Annotated in this window: 14 protein-coding genes; 8 read left to right on the forward strand and 6 right to left on the reverse strand. The window is 61.5% G+C overall.

Translation table 11 applies throughout. The features are described 5' to 3' along the window. The first annotated feature begins 60 nt into the window (after positions 1-60). The 3 genes from PFLQ2_RS01390 to PFLQ2_RS01380 are packed head-to-tail and all read left to right on the forward strand — an operon-like array spanning position 61 to position 3,747. Positions 61-1,869: a sensor histidine kinase gene (locus tag PFLQ2_RS01390; RefSeq protein ID WP_003186799.1), complete on the forward strand. Its 1,809-nt coding sequence runs from the start codon at positions 61-63 to the stop codon at positions 1,867-1,869. Beyond that, positions 1,866-3,254, forward strand: coding sequence for a sigma-54-dependent transcriptional regulator (locus PFLQ2_RS01385; protein WP_003186800.1), 1,389 nt, complete (start codon positions 1,866-1,868; stop codon positions 3,252-3,254). The genes PFLQ2_RS01390 and PFLQ2_RS01385 overlap by 4 nt, the downstream gene beginning before the upstream one ends. A 37-nt stretch (positions 3,255-3,291) precedes the next feature. Then, positions 3,292-3,747, forward strand: a complete 456-nt coding sequence (locus PFLQ2_RS01380; RefSeq protein WP_003186801.1) for a YiiD C-terminal domain-containing protein — start codon at positions 3,292-3,294, stop codon at positions 3,745-3,747. Between the two features lie 175 nt (positions 3,748-3,922). Here the strand turns inward: PFLQ2_RS01380 and cysQ are convergent, their stop codons facing one another. Next, the gene (gene cysQ, locus PFLQ2_RS01375; RefSeq protein ID WP_003186803.1) at positions 3,923-4,750 is read right to left on the reverse strand and encodes a 3'(2'),5'-bisphosphate nucleotidase CysQ; all 828 of its coding nucleotides are present in this window, start codon (positions 4,748-4,750) and stop codon (positions 3,923-3,925) included. Beyond that, positions 4,747-5,313 (reverse strand): ADP compounds hydrolase NudE, encoded by a 567-nt coding sequence (nudE, locus tag PFLQ2_RS01370; RefSeq protein ID WP_003186805.1) that lies wholly within the window; start codon positions 5,311-5,313, stop codon positions 4,747-4,749. The genes cysQ and nudE overlap by 4 nt, the downstream gene beginning before the upstream one ends. A gap of 88 nt (positions 5,314-5,401) precedes the next feature. On the opposite strand from nudE, the gene yrfG reads away from it, so the two are divergent. Then, complete coding sequence (gene yrfG / locus PFLQ2_RS01365) at positions 5,402-6,064, forward strand: GMP/IMP nucleotidase (RefSeq protein WP_003186806.1); 663 nt, start codon at positions 5,402-5,404, stop codon at positions 6,062-6,064. A 48-nt stretch (positions 6,065-6,112) separates the two neighbouring features. Here the strand turns inward: yrfG and lysM are convergent, their stop codons facing one another. Then, a complete protein-coding gene (gene lysM, locus PFLQ2_RS01360; RefSeq protein WP_003186807.1) occupies positions 6,113-6,553 on the reverse strand; it encodes a peptidoglycan-binding protein LysM in 441 nt (146 codons plus the stop codon). A gap of 134 nt (positions 6,554-6,687) precedes the next feature. On the opposite strand from lysM, the gene PFLQ2_RS01355 reads away from it, so the two are divergent. The 4 genes from PFLQ2_RS01355 (at position 6,688) to PFLQ2_RS01340 (ending at position 11,573) form a co-directional block, all read left to right on the forward strand. Beyond that, positions 6,688-7,575, forward strand: coding sequence for a LysR family transcriptional regulator (locus PFLQ2_RS01355; RefSeq protein ID WP_003186808.1), 888 nt, complete (start codon positions 6,688-6,690; stop codon positions 7,573-7,575). Positions 7,576-7,667: 92 nt separating this feature from the next. Continuing rightward, positions 7,668-8,507, forward strand: a complete 840-nt coding sequence (fdhD, locus tag PFLQ2_RS01350; protein ID WP_003186809.1) for a formate dehydrogenase accessory sulfurtransferase FdhD — start codon at positions 7,668-7,670, stop codon at positions 8,505-8,507. Beyond that, entirely contained in the window at positions 8,504-10,852 is a 2,349-nt protein-coding gene (locus PFLQ2_RS01345; RefSeq protein ID WP_003186810.1) for an FdhF/YdeP family oxidoreductase, read from the forward strand. The genes fdhD and PFLQ2_RS01345 overlap by 4 nt, the downstream gene beginning before the upstream one ends. Before the next feature lie 241 nt (positions 10,853-11,093). Next, positions 11,094-11,573 (forward strand): glycine zipper domain-containing protein, encoded by a 480-nt coding sequence (locus tag PFLQ2_RS01340; RefSeq protein ID WP_003186811.1) that lies wholly within the window; start codon positions 11,094-11,096, stop codon positions 11,571-11,573. A gap of 78 nt (positions 11,574-11,651) precedes the next feature. Here the strand turns inward: PFLQ2_RS01340 and PFLQ2_RS01335 are convergent, their stop codons facing one another. The 3 genes from PFLQ2_RS01335 to PFLQ2_RS01325 form a co-directional block, all read right to left on the reverse strand. Then, complete coding sequence (locus tag PFLQ2_RS01335) at positions 11,652-12,071, reverse strand: acyl-CoA thioesterase (protein ID WP_003186812.1); 420 nt, start codon at positions 12,069-12,071, stop codon at positions 11,652-11,654. Positions 12,072-12,114: 43 nt separating this feature from the next. Beyond that, positions 12,115-13,341 (reverse strand): 3-hydroxyacyl-CoA dehydrogenase, encoded by a 1,227-nt coding sequence (locus tag PFLQ2_RS01330; RefSeq protein ID WP_003186813.1) that lies wholly within the window; start codon positions 13,339-13,341, stop codon positions 12,115-12,117. A gap of 107 nt (positions 13,342-13,448) precedes the next feature. Further along, positions 13,449-15,377 (reverse strand): RecQ family ATP-dependent DNA helicase, encoded by a 1,929-nt coding sequence (locus tag PFLQ2_RS01325; RefSeq protein ID WP_003186814.1) that lies wholly within the window; start codon positions 15,375-15,377, stop codon positions 13,449-13,451. Positions 15,378-15,482: the final 105 nt, after the last annotated feature.

Consider the following 15,482-nt stretch of genomic DNA (forward strand, 5'->3'; position numbering starts at 1 on the left):
AAATAGTATTTGCGAGGCAACTAGGCATAATACGCCTGTCCCCACAGGCGCTCGATGCTCATGAATTCCACCCTTCCCCGCAGACCCCGTTGGCGCAGCCTGGCCTTGCTTGCCCTGTGCCTGGCGCCGTTGCTGTGGCCGCTGGAGCATTTGGCCGAGCGCTACTACCGCAGCGAACTGGCCGGGCAGAATCGCCAGACCCTGGACCTTTACGTCGCCAACCTGTTGGGCACCCTGCACCGCTATGAAGTGCTACCACAGATTCTCGCCGACCTGCCGGCCTTGCGCGCAGCGTTGTCGGCCCCGGACGACGGCGTTACTCAAGGCAACGCCAACCGGCTGCTGAAAAACATCAGCACCCAGACGGGGGCCGAAGTCATGTACCTGATGGACGCCACCGGCAAGACCCTGGCCGCGTCGAACTGGGACAAGCACGACAGTTTCGTCGGTCGCAACTTCGCCTTCCGGCCGTATTACATCGAAGCCATGGCCGGACGCCTTGGGCGCTTCTTCGGTTTGGGCACCACCTCGGCCAAGCGCGGTTATTTCTTTGCCGCCGCCGTGCGCGACCGCGAAAAAGTCATCGGTGTGCTGGTGGTCAAGGTCGACCTGGACCACACCGAAAGCCTGTGGGGCAAAACCCCGGAGCAACTGCTGGTGACCGACCATAATGGCGTGGTCATCCTTACGTCGCGACAGGAATGGCGATTCCGTGCGACCCGGCCCCTGAGCGACGACGAGAACAAGTCCATCAGCGCCGTGCAGCCCTATCCAACCCGCGACCCCAAGCCCTTGAACCTGGACGCCAATGCCTGGCTGACACAGACCCAGTCCATCGACGAAACCGGCTGGAGCGTAAGCATCCTGGCCCCGCGTACGTTGATCGATCGCCCGGTGCGCACGGTGGTCGCCATTGGCGGCGCGGCGCTGCTGGTCTTGATGTTATTGCTCGGCTTGATGATGCAGCGTCGGCGTCATTACCTGGATCGGATCGCCTTCGAAGCCAAGGCCCGTCATGAACTGGAAGGCCGCGTAGCCGAGCGGACCAGCGATCTGGAAGGCCTGAACCGGCGCCTGAAGCAGGAAGTACTGGAACGTGAACAGGCCCAGCAGGAATTGGTCCGCGCCCAGGATGACCTGGTACAGGCCGGCAAACTGTCGGCCCTGGGCACTATGTCAGCGAGTATCAGCCATGAACTCAACCAACCGCTGGCGGCGATTCGTAGCTACGCGGAAAACGCCGAGATCCTGCTCGACCACCAGCGCACCGACGACGCCCGTGGCAATCTCAAGCTGATCAGTGAATTGACCGGGCGGATGGCCTCGATCATCGCTCACCTGCGGGCCTTCGCCCGCCGCGACCGGCATGCGCCGGAGAGCGTTGCCCTGCAACCGGCACTGGACGATGCCCTGGCGCTGCTGGCCAAACGTCGGCGCAGCATGGAAGTCGAGCTGATCCGTGACCTGCCGGCCGCCACGCTGTGGGTCGAGGCCGGCGAAACCCGCTTGCGCCAGGTATTGGGCAACTTGCTGGCCAACGCCCTCGACGCCCTGACTGAAAAAGGCCCGCCGCGCAAACTCTGGCTCAGTGCCCAGGCCACCGAAACCGGCGTCAATCTGTGCATCCGCGATAACGGCCCGGGCTTCTGCATGGAAGCCCTTGGCCGCGCCGGCGAGCCTTTCTATACCACCAAGACCCGCACCCAGGGCCTTGGTCTGGGACTGGCGATCTGCGACACCTTGATGCGTGCCTTCGGCGGTGAACTGTCGTTCGCCAACCACAAGGAAGGCGGCGCCCTGATTACCTTGAAGCTGCGCGCGGGTGCGCCCGGAGTGAGCCTGCAACCGTCCGAGGACCGTAGTGTATGACCATCGATAACCAGATTGAGGTGGTGCTGATCGACGACGATGCCCACCTTCGTCAGGCCTTGAGCCAGACCCTCGACCTGGCCGGCTTGAAAATCCTGCCCCTGGCCGAAGCCCGGGGCGTGGCCGGACAACTGCCCCGGGACTGGCCGGGCGTGGTGGTCAGCGACATTCGCATGCCGGGCATGGACGGCCTCGAGTTATTGAACGAACTCCACGCCCAGGATCCGGAGCTGCCGGTGCTGCTGATCACCGGCCATGGCGACGTGCCGCTGGCGGTGCAGGCGATGCGTGCCGGGGCCTATGACTTTCTGGAAAAGCCTTTCGCCAGCGATCACTTGCTCGACAGCGTGCGCCGCGCCCTGTCCTTGCGCCGACTGGTGCTGGACAATCGCAGCCTGCGCCTGGCCCTCAGCGATCGCCATCAACTCAGCGCCCGCCTGGTCGGCCAATCCACGCCGATGCTGCGCCTGCGCGAACAGATCGGTGCCTTGGCGGCCACCCGTGCCGATGTGCTGATCCTGGGTGAAACCGGTGCGGGCAAAGAAGTGGTCGCTCGTGCACTGCACGACCTGTCGAGCCGGCGTAACGGGCCGTTCGTGGCCATCAACGCCGGAGCCCTGGCCGAGTCGGTGGTGGAAAGCGAGCTGTTCGGCCACGAACCCGGCGCGTTCACCGGCGCGCAAAAACGTCGCATCGGCAAGTTCGAGTTTGCCAACGGCGGCACCCTGTTTCTCGATGAAATCGAAAGCATGAGCCTGGATGTCCAGGTCAAGCTGCTGCGCCTGCTGCAAGAACGCATGGTGGAACGTCTGGGGGGCAATCAGCAGATCCCCTTGGACATCCGCGTCATCGCCGCCACCAAGGAAGACCTGCGCCAGGCTGCCGATCAAGGGCGCTTTCGCGCCGACCTGTATTACCGTCTGAACGTCGCGCCGCTGCGCATACCGCCGTTGCGGGAGCGGGGTGAGGACGCGCTGATGTTGTTCCAGCACTTCGCCAACGAAGCCAGCGCTCGCCACGGCCTGCCGCCCCATGAACTGCAACCGGCCCAACGGGCATTGCTGCTGCGCCACAACTGGCCGGGCAACGTGCGAGAACTGCAGAACGCCGCTGAACGCTTTGCCCTGGGCCTGGAATTGGCCCTGGACAACAGCGCACCAGACGGCGGTCCCGGCGCACCAGTAGAATTGGTCAGTGGCGGCTTGAGCGAACAGGTGGAAAACTTCGAGAAAACACTGATCGCCGCCGAACTGGCCCGCCCCCACAGCTCGGTCCGCAGCCTGGCCGAAGCGCTGGGCATTCCGCGCAAAACCCTGCACGACAAACTGCGCAAGCATGGGTTGAACTTCGATAGCAGCCACGGTGCGGCTGACGAATCCGATTGAACGCCCGTCAATCCACTTTCAAGCAAGAGGCCCGGCAATGAATCGCGACAGCCGTTACCTGGAATCGATCCTGCACCACGACATCCCGCTGACACGGGACATGGGCCTCAAGGTGCTTGATTGGCAAGCCCGGCAACTGCGCTTGTTCTTGCCGCTTGAGGCCAACGTCAACCACAAGAGCACCATGTTCGGCGGTAGCTTGTACTGCGGCGCGGTGCTCGGCGGCTGGGGCTGGCTGCACCTGGCCCTGCGCGAAGAAGGCATCGAAGACGGGCATATCGTGATCCAGGAAGGACAGATCAGTTATCCGCTGCCGGTCACCCACGACGCGGCTGTCGTCTGCGACGCGCCTGAGGAGAAGGTCTGGAAACGCTTCCTGGCCACCTACCGACGCTACGGCCGGGCGCGGCTGGCCTTGCAGACGCGGGTGATGAATGTCGCAAGCGAGGAAGTGGCGGTGCAGTTCGAGGGGCAGTACGTGTTGCACCGCTAAAAACACCGCAACTCCCCATAGTGAAGGGATTCATAGGGGGTACACCGCTGAAAAACACCATAAATCCCGTGGCGAGGGAGCTTGCTCCCGCTCGGTTGCGCAGCAACCGCCAAAAGCCGGGGCTGCTTCAGCCCAGCGGGAGCAAGCTCCCTCGCCACGGAACAGCAGCTACGGTTCAGGCGCGAGCCAGCTCGAGCAACTTGCCCCGCCACGCCGCTTTCGCCGGCAACGCCAGGAACGACGCGTTCAACAGCGATTCACGTGGCGGATAACAGAACGGCTCGCCGCTCAAGTCCAACACCTCGCCACCCGCTCCTTCCAGTACGCCCTGGGCGGCAGCGGTGTCCCACTGGGACGTCGGCGCCAGCCGTGGATAGCAATCCGCAGCGCCCTCGGCCAGCAGGCAGAACTTCAGCGAACTGCCAATATTGGTCAGTTGCAGTTCACCCAGGCTCGCGCTCAAGCCACTCAACAACCGCTCCTGTTCAGGACTGGTGTGACGGCGGCTGGCAACCACGGTGAACGCTTCACCCGGCGCCAACACGTTGCGAACTGCGATGTGCACAGGCGCGCCACCCTGGTCGCCACGCCAGGCACCCAGTCCCGCGCCACCGACGTAATAACGCCCATTGGTGGGCATCGATACCACGCCAAACACCACGCGGCCCTGTTCTACCAATGCGATGTTGACGGTGAACTCTTCGCTGCCGGAAATGAACTCCTTGGTTCCATCCAGCGGGTCCACCAGCCACCAGCGATGCCAGCCTGCACGCACGCTTTGGGCAATGTTGGCGTCCTCTTCAGAAAGGATCGGAATATCCGGGGCCAACGCTGTCAGCCCGGCCACGATCACATCATGGGCGGCCATGTCGGCAGCCGTCACCGGTGACTCGTCAGCCTTGTGGTTGACCTGCACGTTGGCCCGCCAGAACGGCAGGATCGCGTCTCCTGCCTGGAGCGCAAGCTCGATCACAGGCGCTATCAGCGGATGGGGGAAATTCATGACAGGAAGGCTCCGCGTTGGGACAGCAGGTCACGGGCCAGATAAAGCGCCGCCAGGGCGCGGCCTTCAGTGAATTGCGGGTTTTGCGCCAGGGCTGACAGTTCATGGAGATTGACCTTGTCGACGCGCATCGGCTCGGGCTCATCGCCCTCCAGTCGTTCTTCATAGAGGTCGGTCGCCAGCACCACTTGGATTTTCTGGCTCATGTAGCCAGGCGACAGGGACAACTCCGTCAGGTGTTCCAACTGACGCGCGCCGAAACCGGCCTCTTCCTTGAGCTCCCGCTCGGCCGCTGCCAACACGTCTTCACCCGGCTCGATCAGGCCCTTGGGCAGGGACAGTTCGTAGGCGTCGGTACCGCCGCAATACTCCTCCACCAATACCGCATGGTCAGCGTCGAGCATCGCCACAATCATCACAGCGCCATAGCCCGTGCCTTTGCTCGCCAGACGTTCGTAAGTGCGTTCCACACCGTTGGAAAAACGCAGTTTCAGTTCTTCCACGCAAAACAGGCGACTGGTGGCGACGATCCGACGATCGAGTATGGTGGGTTTCTGGCGCATAGACGGCTCCCTGGGCGATAGCGAGCTACTATACCCGGCCTATTCTGATTGTTTGTGTCGGATATCCGATTACCGCTGGAGAAGTTTTATGGCCATGCTGCCCTGGCATGAGATCGACACGGTGCTGCTGGACATGGACGGCACCTTGCTGGATTTGCATTACGACAACCATTTCTGGATGCAACACCTGCCCCAGCGCTATGCCGAACTGCATGGCGTGAGCCGGGCGATGGCCGAGATGGAGTTGCAACCGCTGTTCGAACGCAACGCCGGTCAACTGCAATGGTATTGCCTGGATTTCTGGAGCACCGAGCTGAAATTGCCGGTGCGCGAACTGAAACTGGAAACCGCGCACCTGATTGCCTTGCGCCCGGACGCCGATACGTTTCTGGCGGCGATCCAGCAAGCCGGCAAACGCGTGGTAATGATCACCAACGCTCATCGAGACTCGTTGTCCCTGAAGCTGGAGCGCATCGAGCTGGCCCCCTATTTCGAGCGCCTGATCAGTTCCCACGATTACGGTTTCCCCAAGGAAAACCCGCAATTCTGGGACGCCCTGCAAGCCGACCTGAACTTCGACCCGGCCCGTAGCCTGTTCATCGACGACACCTTGCCAGTATTGCGCAGCGCCCGGGACTTCGGCGTGGCACACCTGCTCGCCGTCAGCGAGCCGGACAGCCGCCAAGGGCCGAAGGATACGGCGGAGTTCGACGCGTTGATCGACTACCGGACGCTGATTGAAGGGCTCTGAGAAGACTTATGTAGGGAGGGCGCCTGCTCCATCCCCACAGAGGCCTGGTTACTCAGGGATACGCAACACCTGCCCTGGATAAATCTTGTCCGGGTGCGTCAGCATCGGTTTGTTGGCTTCGAAAATCTTGTTGTACTTGTTTGCATCGTGGTACTCAGCCTTGGCGATGGCGCTGAGTGTGTCGCCTTTTTTAACCGTCACGAAACGCGCCGCTTTTGCCACCGGACCGGTCACCGTGATCTGGTCGTCGACACTGCCGACACCGGCGATGTTACCCACCGCCAACAGAATTTTTTCCTTCTCTTCCTGGCTTTCCACTTCACCGGTAACCGTGACCTTGTCACCTTCGATGGTCGCCTGAACGTTCGGATTGCCCAGCCCGACCTTTTCAATGTGCTCTTTGAGCTGTTCGCTGGCATTGGCATTGCCGGGGGTCAGCAGATCGATCAGTTTTTCACCCGCTTCCTTCACAAAGCTAAAAATACTCATGGCGTACGCTCCTTGGGTTTAGTGTCCAGACGCAAAAGACTAGACCAGGCGAGGCGAACCCGGTTCCCAGCCGACCAATGACCCCGCCACCTGCAAGCGCTAGAATCCGAACCTTCCCGCGTCTTGGAGCGAAGATGGACATCAAGCAGCTGAAATTTCTGATCGCGCTGGACGAAACCCGCCACTTCGGCCAGGCCGCCGCCCGTTGCCATATCACCCAGCCGACCCTGTCGATGCGCCTGCGCAGCCTTGAAGAGGAACTCGACTTGCCACTGGTCAATCGCGGCCAGCGCTTTGAAGGTTTCACCGCCCCGGGGGAACGGGTGCTGGCATGGGCACGCACGGTGCTGGCGGCCTATGACGGCTTGCAGGCCGAAGCGGCGGCCTGTCGCGGCAACCTGGTCGGCACGCTGCGCCTGGGCGTGGTGCCGTTGTCGGACTTCGACCCGTTATCCATCATGCAACGCTTGCATGCCGAACACCCCAACCTGCGTTTCGAGCTGTCGTCCCTGAGCTCTGAAAACATCCTCGAACACCTGGCGAACAACCGCATCGACCTGGGCATTTCCTACCTGGAACGACTGGACAATGAACGGTTCGAAGCCCTGCCCTTCGCCCATACCCGCATGGGCCTTTTGTACGACCAACGCTACTTTTTCTTCGGCGAACAACCGCTGACCTGGGAAGCGCTGGTCGAATTGCCCTTGGGCATGCTCACCAGCGGCATGCATTTTCGCCAATCCATCGACCACAATTTCCACAGTCGGGGCCTCACACCACGCCCATTGCTGCAAACCGACGCCGTACATCAGTTGCTCCAAGCGGTACACGGCGGGCTGTGTTGCGCGGTGATGCCGTTGAACAGCGGCCTGGACGTACTGACTGAAGACTTACGTATTCAGCCCATGGAAAGCGCGCAAACCCTTGTCCCGCTTGGGCTGATCATGCGCCGTGGTGCCCCGCGCTCGGCCTTGGCCGAGGCCTGTTTCGCCCTCTATCAGAAATCATCAAGCCCTTCTTGATCGACGTCATCTATTGATGGATCAGTAATAGCAATTAGACGTGGCAGATTGCCGCATTTAGTCTTGTCACTATTCAAACCGTCGGTGATGCCATGAAAACCAAGCCTCCGGCCTGTCCGGTGCCCGCGGTGGAAGCGCCCGTGCCCGCCGCCAGCCAGAGCTATCGCTACTGCGATCTTGACCATTCCCAATCGGACAGCACCGCGCTGGCCGAGGAAGTGGCGTTGGCGATCGCCTATAACGGCATCAGCCAGGCCGTCATGCTGGTCACGCCTACCGATCTTGAAGACTTCATCGTCGGTTTCAGCCTCGGCAGCGGCATCATCAAAGATTCATCGGACATCTATGACCTGCAACTGAGCGGCGCCGGTTCTGCGCACTATGCCCAGGTGACCATCGCCAACCGCGCCTTCTGGAACCTCAAGCAGCAACGCCGGCAATTGGCGGGCACCAGCGGGTGCGGGTTATGCGGTGTGGAAGCGGTCGAACAGGCGCTGCCGAACCTAAAGAAATTGCCCGGCGCGCCGTTACCACCAGCACAGTGGCTCGAAGGCCTGCGCCAGCGCATCGGACAGTTCCAGCCCCTGGGCCAATACTGCGGGGCGGTTCACGCGGCGCTGTTCATGAATGCCGAAGGCGAGTTGCTGTTGGGCCGCGAAGACATTGGCCGGCACAACGCGCTCGACAAACTGATCGGCGCGTTGGTCCGGCAACAGGTCCCGGTGACCGGTGGCGTGGCGATCGTTACCAGTCGTTGCAGCCTCGAACTGATCCAGAAAGTGTTGCGCGCCGGCATCCAGACGCTGGTCAGCCTGTCGTCGCCCACCGGCCTCGCCGTGCAATGGGCCCGCCAGCACAACCTCAACCTTATCCACCTGCCGCAAAAGAGTGCGCCGCGGGTCTACAGCCCTGCGATGGAGAATCAAGCGTGAGCAATCATCAACAAGCCGACCAGAAACCCGTACCGCGCTACAAGCCTTACAAGGGCCCGGCCGGTGGTTGGGGTGCGCTGATCAGTGTCGCCCAGGCCTGGCTGACCAGCGACAATGCGTTGAAGAACATCCGCATGATGCTCAAGACCAACCAGAACGGCGGTTTCGACTGCCCAGGCTGTGCCTGGGGCGACTCGCCGGAAAGCGGCATGGTCAAGTTCTGTGAGAACGGCGCCAAGGCCGTAAACTGGGAAGCCACCAAGCGCCGTGTCGACGGGGCATTCTTTGCCAAGCACAGCGTGACGTCGTTGCTGGAGCAAAGCGATTACTGGCTCGAATACCAGGGTCGCCTGACCGAGCCGATGAGCTACGACGCCGCAACCGACCGTTACAAACCCATCAGCTGGGATGCCGCGTTTGCCCTGATCGGCCGGCACCTGCATGGGCTTTCCAGCCCCAACCAGGCCGAGTTCTACACCTCGGGCCGGGCCAGCAACGAAGCGGCCTACCTCTATCAACTGTTCGTGCGCACCTACGGCACCAATAACTTTCCCGACTGCTCGAACATGTGCCACGAAGCCAGCGGCGTGGCGTTGTCCCAGAGCGTCGGTGTGGGCAAGGGCACGGTGACTTTCGACGATTTCGAACACGCCGATGCGATTTTCGTCTGGGGGCAGAACCCCGGCACCAACCACCCTCGGATGCTCGAGCCGCTGCGTGAAGCGGTGAAACGCGGCGCTCAGGTGGTGTGCATCAACCCGCTCAAGGAACGCGGCCTGGAACGTTTCCAGCATCCGCAGCACCCGCTCGAAATGCTCACCAACGGTGATAAACCGACCAATACCGCCTATTTCCGTCCGGCCTTGGGTGGCGACATGGCGATCTTGCGGGGCATGGCGAAGTTCCTGCTGCAATGGGAACGTGATGCGCAAAACAGCGGCGCGGCAGCGGTGTTCGACCACGCTTTCCTCAACGAGCACAGCATCAATGTGCTGGATTACCTGGCCGTGGTCGACGACACCCCCTGGGAACAGATCGTCGAGCAGTCGGGCATGACCTTGGTCGAGATCGAGCAGGCGGCGCGCATGTACGCCAAAAGCAAGAATGTGATCATGTGCTGGGCGATGGGTATTACCCAGCATCGCCACTCGGTGGCGACCATCCAGGAAATCGCCAACCTGATGATGCTGCGCGGCAATATTGGCCGGCCGGGCGCAGGCCTGTGCCCGGTGCGCGGCCACAGCAACGTGCAGGGCGACCGGACCATGGGCATCAACGAGCGCCCGCCGGCGGCTTTCCTCGACGCGCTGGAGCGCCGCTTCCAGTTCAAGGTACCGCGCGAAAACGGCCACAACGTGGTCGAGGCGATTCATGCCATGGCTGATGGCCGGGCAAAGGTGTTCATCGGCCTGGGCGGCAACTTTGCCCAAGCCACGCCGGACAGCCACCGCACCTTCCAGGCCTTGGCCAACTGCGACCTGACCGTGCAGATCAGCACCAAGCTCAATCGCAGCCATCTGGCCCACGGCAAGGAGGCCCTGATTCTGCCGTGCCTGGGCCGTACCGACATCGATCTGCAAACCGAAGGCGCGCAAGCGGTGACCGTCGAAGACTCCTTCAGCATGGTCCATGCCTCAAAGGGCCAGCTACAGCCACTGTCGAACCAGATGCGCTCCGAGCCTTGGATCATCGCCGGTATCGCCGCCGCGACGCTGGGCAGCCGCCCGGTGGACTGGAACTGGCTGGTCGCCGACTACAGCCGCATTCGCGACCTGATCGCCGACACTGTCCCAGGGTTCAAGGACTTCAACGAAAAGCTCCAGAACCCCGGCGGTTTCTATCTGGGCAACAGCGCCGGAGCGCGTCGCTGGAGTACCGCTTCGGGCCGCGCCAATTTCAAGCCCAACAGGTTGCCGACTGACCTGGTGCACGAGCGCACCCGCGCTACCGGGCAATTGCCGGACCTGATCATGCAGTCCATGCGCTCCCACGACCAGTACAACACCACCATTTATGGCCTCGATGACCGCTACCGCGGTGTGAAAGGCCAGCGGGATGTGTTGTTCGTCAACGAAGCGGACATCATTCGCCTGGGCTTCAAGCCGGGGCAGAAGGCCGATATCGTTTCGCTCTGGGATGATGGCCGCGAGCGCCGCGTCAAGGGTTTCACCTTGCTGGCATTCGACATTCCTGCCGGGCAGGCCGCTGCGTATTACCCTGAGGTGAATCCGCTGGTCCCGCTGGAAAGCACCGGTGACGGCAGCGACACCCCGACCTCGAAATTCGTGGCAATCCGCCTGGAAGCAGCAAGCGAGAGCGGGATGATCCTGGCCAAGTCGGCCTGACACAGCCTGGGTGATGGGGGCGCTCGCCCTCATCACGCTTTTCGAGCGCCCACAAAAAAGGCCGTTTTCCATAGAAAACGGCCTGTCCGAAGTAGCTAAAGACCGGCCAAACCTGCTTAAGTTCCGACCAGAAAACAATAACTTAGCGAATTGTGCACAAGTCGTGTTACTCGTCGGATTTCTATTGTCAGCAAGCGAAGCCAGCCTCAGGATCGCGCCGTCATCCCTTTGAGGCTCCTCTATGAAGTTCTCCTCCATTCTCTTGTTGTCCCTTGGCCTGATCAGTGGCGTCGCTTCTGCCGGCGGCACTGCCGAAGCAGGTGTTGGCGGCGCATTGGGCGGGGTTTTGGGTTCGGTCGTCGGCCAGTCCCTGGGCGGCAACACCGGTTCCACTATCGGCGCAGCCCTGGGTGGCGCTGGCGGTAGTGCGGTCGGTGCAGACAAACACAGCCGCGGCGAAGCAGCCATCGGCGGCGCGTTGGGCGCAGCGGGCGGTAACGTGGTCGGTCGTAGCGTCGGTGGCAGCACCGGTAGCCTGATCGGTGCGGCAGCCGGCGGTGGTGCTGGCGGCGCGCTGGGTAACTACATGGGCAAGGACGACGATGATGATCGTCGTTACGATGATCGTCGTGGTGACCGTCGCTACTACCGTGACGGCCATCCAGGTCGCGGCCATGCCTATGGGCATCGCAAGAAGCATCATCGCTACTACCGCGACTAACGGCTGATCGATACTAGCCGTTGAAGATCGCAGCCTCCGGCAGCTCACATAGCTGACTGGAGGCTGCGATTTTTTATTTCAGACCACCAAACGCTCCAAAGCCCCGCGCAACGGATCCGGAATCGCAACTGGCCGATTCGAGGCCCGATCCACGAACACATGCACGAAGCGTCCCGCCGCACAGGCCTCTTCCTCGCCGGCCTTGAACACCGCCAACTCGTACTGCACGGAACTGCTGCCCAGCTTCCCGACCCTCAAGCCGATTTCAATCCGGTCCGGAAACGAGATCGAGGCAAAATAGTCGCAGGCCGAACTCACCACGAACCCCGCCACCTCTCCATCATGGATATCCAGGCCGCCGACTTCGATCAGGTAGGTATTCACTGCCGTATCGAAAAAGCTGTAGTACGTGACGTTGTTGACGTGACCGTACACGTCATTGTCGTGCCAGCGCGTGGTAATGGGCTGCAAGTGCGGGTATTCGTTACGTTGGGGCATCAGTTGCTCTTCATGGTTGTTCAATGGTCCACGGGATGACGACTTATCGGTTCGCGAATCCCTTGCCTTGTGCTGCCAGCTCCCCGATCAGTCGCGCAGGCTTCCACTGGTCGCCCTGCTTCGTTTCGAGCTCCAGCAGGCGTGCGTGGATATCGTCGAGTCCCTGCCCGTCGGCCCAAGCCATCGGGCCGCCCTTGTCCGCTGGAAACCCGTAGCCGTTGAGGTAGACCAGGTCGATATCATGGGCCGACTCGGCGATGCCTTCCTGCAGGATCTTGGCGCCTTCGTTGACCAGCGCCAGCAAGCAGCGCTCAAGGATTTCCTCCGGGCCAATCTCGCGACGCTGGAACCCCAACGCCTCACTGACCCGCAGCACCAGTGCATCGACCTCGACGTCATGCTCGGCCTGTCGACTACCCGGTTCGTAGTGGTAGTACCCATTGCCGCTTTTCTGACCGAACCGTCCCAGTTCGCACAAGCGATTGTCCACCTGCACCTCGGGCGCATCCTGGCCTTTGCCTGCCAGCTCACGGGCGCGCCATTCCAGGTCGATCCCGACGACGTCGTACATACGAAACGGCCCCATGGCGAAACCGAAGCCTTGCAGCGCCCCATCGATCTGATGGGGAAAAACCCCCTCCAGCAGCATCTTGCGAGCCTCCAGCACATAGGGGTGGAGCATGCGGTTGCCGATGAAACCATGACAATTACCCGAGACCACGCTGACCTTGCCCATGCGCTTGCCCAACACCAGGGCCGCGTCCAGCACGGCTTTGGAGGTTTGCGCTCCGCGAACGATCTCCAGCAGTTTCATGATGTGCGCCGGACTGAAGAAATGCAGCCCCAGCACCTGGCTGGGCCGGCGGGTAGCGGCGGCGATGGCATCGATATCCAGCGCCGAGGTATTGCTCGCCAGGATGGCCTCTGGCTTGAGCAGGCCGTCCAGCTCGCGAAATATCTTCTGCTTGAGTTCCAGGTTTTCGTAGACCGCTTCGATCACCAGATCCACATTGCGGATCGCCGCGTAGTCATCCGCTCGCGTCACCCGAGCGATCCGGGCATCGGCCTCGTCCTTGTCGATACGGCCCTGGCGCACGCTATGGCCGTAGGTCTGTGCCACCGCCAGCAGCGCCTGTTCGAGCATCTGCGGGTTGTTGTCGACCCATTGCACCGCGACGCCGGCATTGGCCAGGCACATGACGATGCCGCGACCCATGGTGCCCGCCCCGACCACTGCGGCGCGCTGAATATCGAAGGTTGTCTGGCTCATGTTTGCTCTCTTGTTGGCGATCCAAGGACAGCGTTCACCATAGTCAGGCCCAGGGGGTTTTTGAAATTTATTCGTGTGATGGAGGGCATTCATCGGATGGATTCAGCTCAGAGGTACCTTTGGGCCCACTGGCGAACTTCAGCGTACGGATACTCTTCCAAGGCGCCGTATCCGCGAATCTTCCGCGCCTTCAATCGGGTGAACAGCGGCACGCTGATCCCTAACAGGAACCGGGTCAGTCGCTCAGCGGAAGGCACGCTACCGGTGTGCTGCTCATGCTTGTGGATAAAATCCGTGCACAGCGCCTCGAAGCTTTTATCCACAAGCGCGGGCAACTCAGGCGGATCCGGCAGGCGGGCGACCTGCCCATGGCACACTGAGCAATGGCCGCACTGCCGGGGCGCATTGTCATCGCCAAAATACTGCGCCAACCGATAGCCGAGGCAGCGATCAGTGGCAAACAACTCGAGCATGGCGTGGATCCGTGCGATTTCACCGCGCTCATGTCGGGTGAAATAAGCGTGCAGCTCGTGGCTCAGGGGCTGTGGGTCAAAGGCCGTTTCCAGCACGCTATACACCTCGGTCATCTGTTTGCTTTCCAGCTCAATCCAGCCCTTCTCCTGGAAATAATCCAATGCCTTGACCACCCGATGACGCTCCGCGTGATACTGCTGGTATATCCCGTCGAAGTTCACCGTGGCCCAGGTCCGGGCACGGCTGGAGGTCTGGATGATCGCCGAGACGAAATCCCTTCGCTCACCTTCGAAGTGTTCCAGCAGCACTTGCGGCTCGCTCAGGAACTTGAAGCGGTACTCCGCGAAATAGGCATAACGCGGTGCGATCAGCCGGCGCAGCTCCAACTGGACGAGCAGCGTCTTGAGCGGTAGCTGGCGAATGTTGCTCTGATCAGCCAGCGGCCCCAGCAGGAATTCCCATTGCCCATCGAGTGCGGCGGCTTTCAGCTCGTCCAGCACGCAACCAATGCCGTCCAGCTCGGGCGTATCGCCGTAGACGAAGTTTTCCAGCACATTGAGGCTGTCGCGGTTGGCCAGCACCAGGCAATTGGAGGGGTGCCCGTCCCGCCCGGCCCGGCCGATCTCCTGGCTGTAGTTTTCGATGGATTTGGGCAGGTCGAAATGCACCACGTTGCGGATATCACTCTTGTCGATGCCCATGCCGAACGCGATGGTCGCAACGATACAGTTGGATTGTCCCTCCATGAACCGTCGCTGGATGGCTTCGCGCTGCTCATGGGGCAAGCCGGCGTGATAGGCCTCGGCACCAATACCGTGCCGGTCCAGGTGCTCGGCAATCTGCTCGGCGGTTCGCTGCAGGGTGACATAGACGATGCTCGGTTGCCCGGGCCGTTCGCCCAGCCATTGCACCAGTCGCCCACGCTTGTCCGCGCCGCTCACGGGCTCGACCAGCAAATTGAGGTTGGGCCGGTAGAAGCCGGTCGTCACCACATCGGCGGCGGCGATGGCGAACTTCGCCTGCATGTCGGCGATCACCGGCGGGGTCGCGGTGGCTGTCAGCAGCAACACCTGGGGGATGTCGAACTGACGCTGATAGTCGGGAAGCTTGAGATAGTCAGGACGAAAGTTATGTCCCCATTCCGAAATGCAGTGCGCTTCGTCTACTACCAGCAATGAAATCGGCACTTGCTGCAAGAAGTTACGAAAACGCTCGTTCTTCAGGCGCTCCACGGAAACCATCAGGATCTTCAACTCGCCCGAACGGGCCCGTGCCATGGCATCGCTGGCGTCGTCACGGCTTTGTGCCGAATCGATACTGGCGGATGGGATGCCATGGCGCTGCAGGAACGCCAATTGGTCCTGCATCAGCGCCAGCAGTGGCGAGACCACCAGGGTCAGGTGTGGTAACAGCAGGGCCGGCAATTGATAACACAGGGACTTGCCGGACCCGGTGGGAAAAATGGCGGCTGCCGACCGACCAGCCAGCACCGCGCCAATGGCAGCCTCCTGACCGGGACGAAACTGTGAATAACCAAAAACCTGTTCCAGGGTGCTGTGCATGCGCGGTCGCTCCTTTGACTGCTGCGATGCCCAAAGCCTAGCGGGGCTACGCAGCGAGTCGAGAAAAGGTCAGGGTAAAAACGATACCGGATGATACAGCCTCAA

Source organism: Pseudomonas fluorescens Q2-87 (assembly GCF_000281895.1).
In the GTDB taxonomy this organism is placed as follows: domain Bacteria; phylum Pseudomonadota; class Gammaproteobacteria; order Pseudomonadales; family Pseudomonadaceae; genus Aquipseudomonas; species Aquipseudomonas fluorescens_S.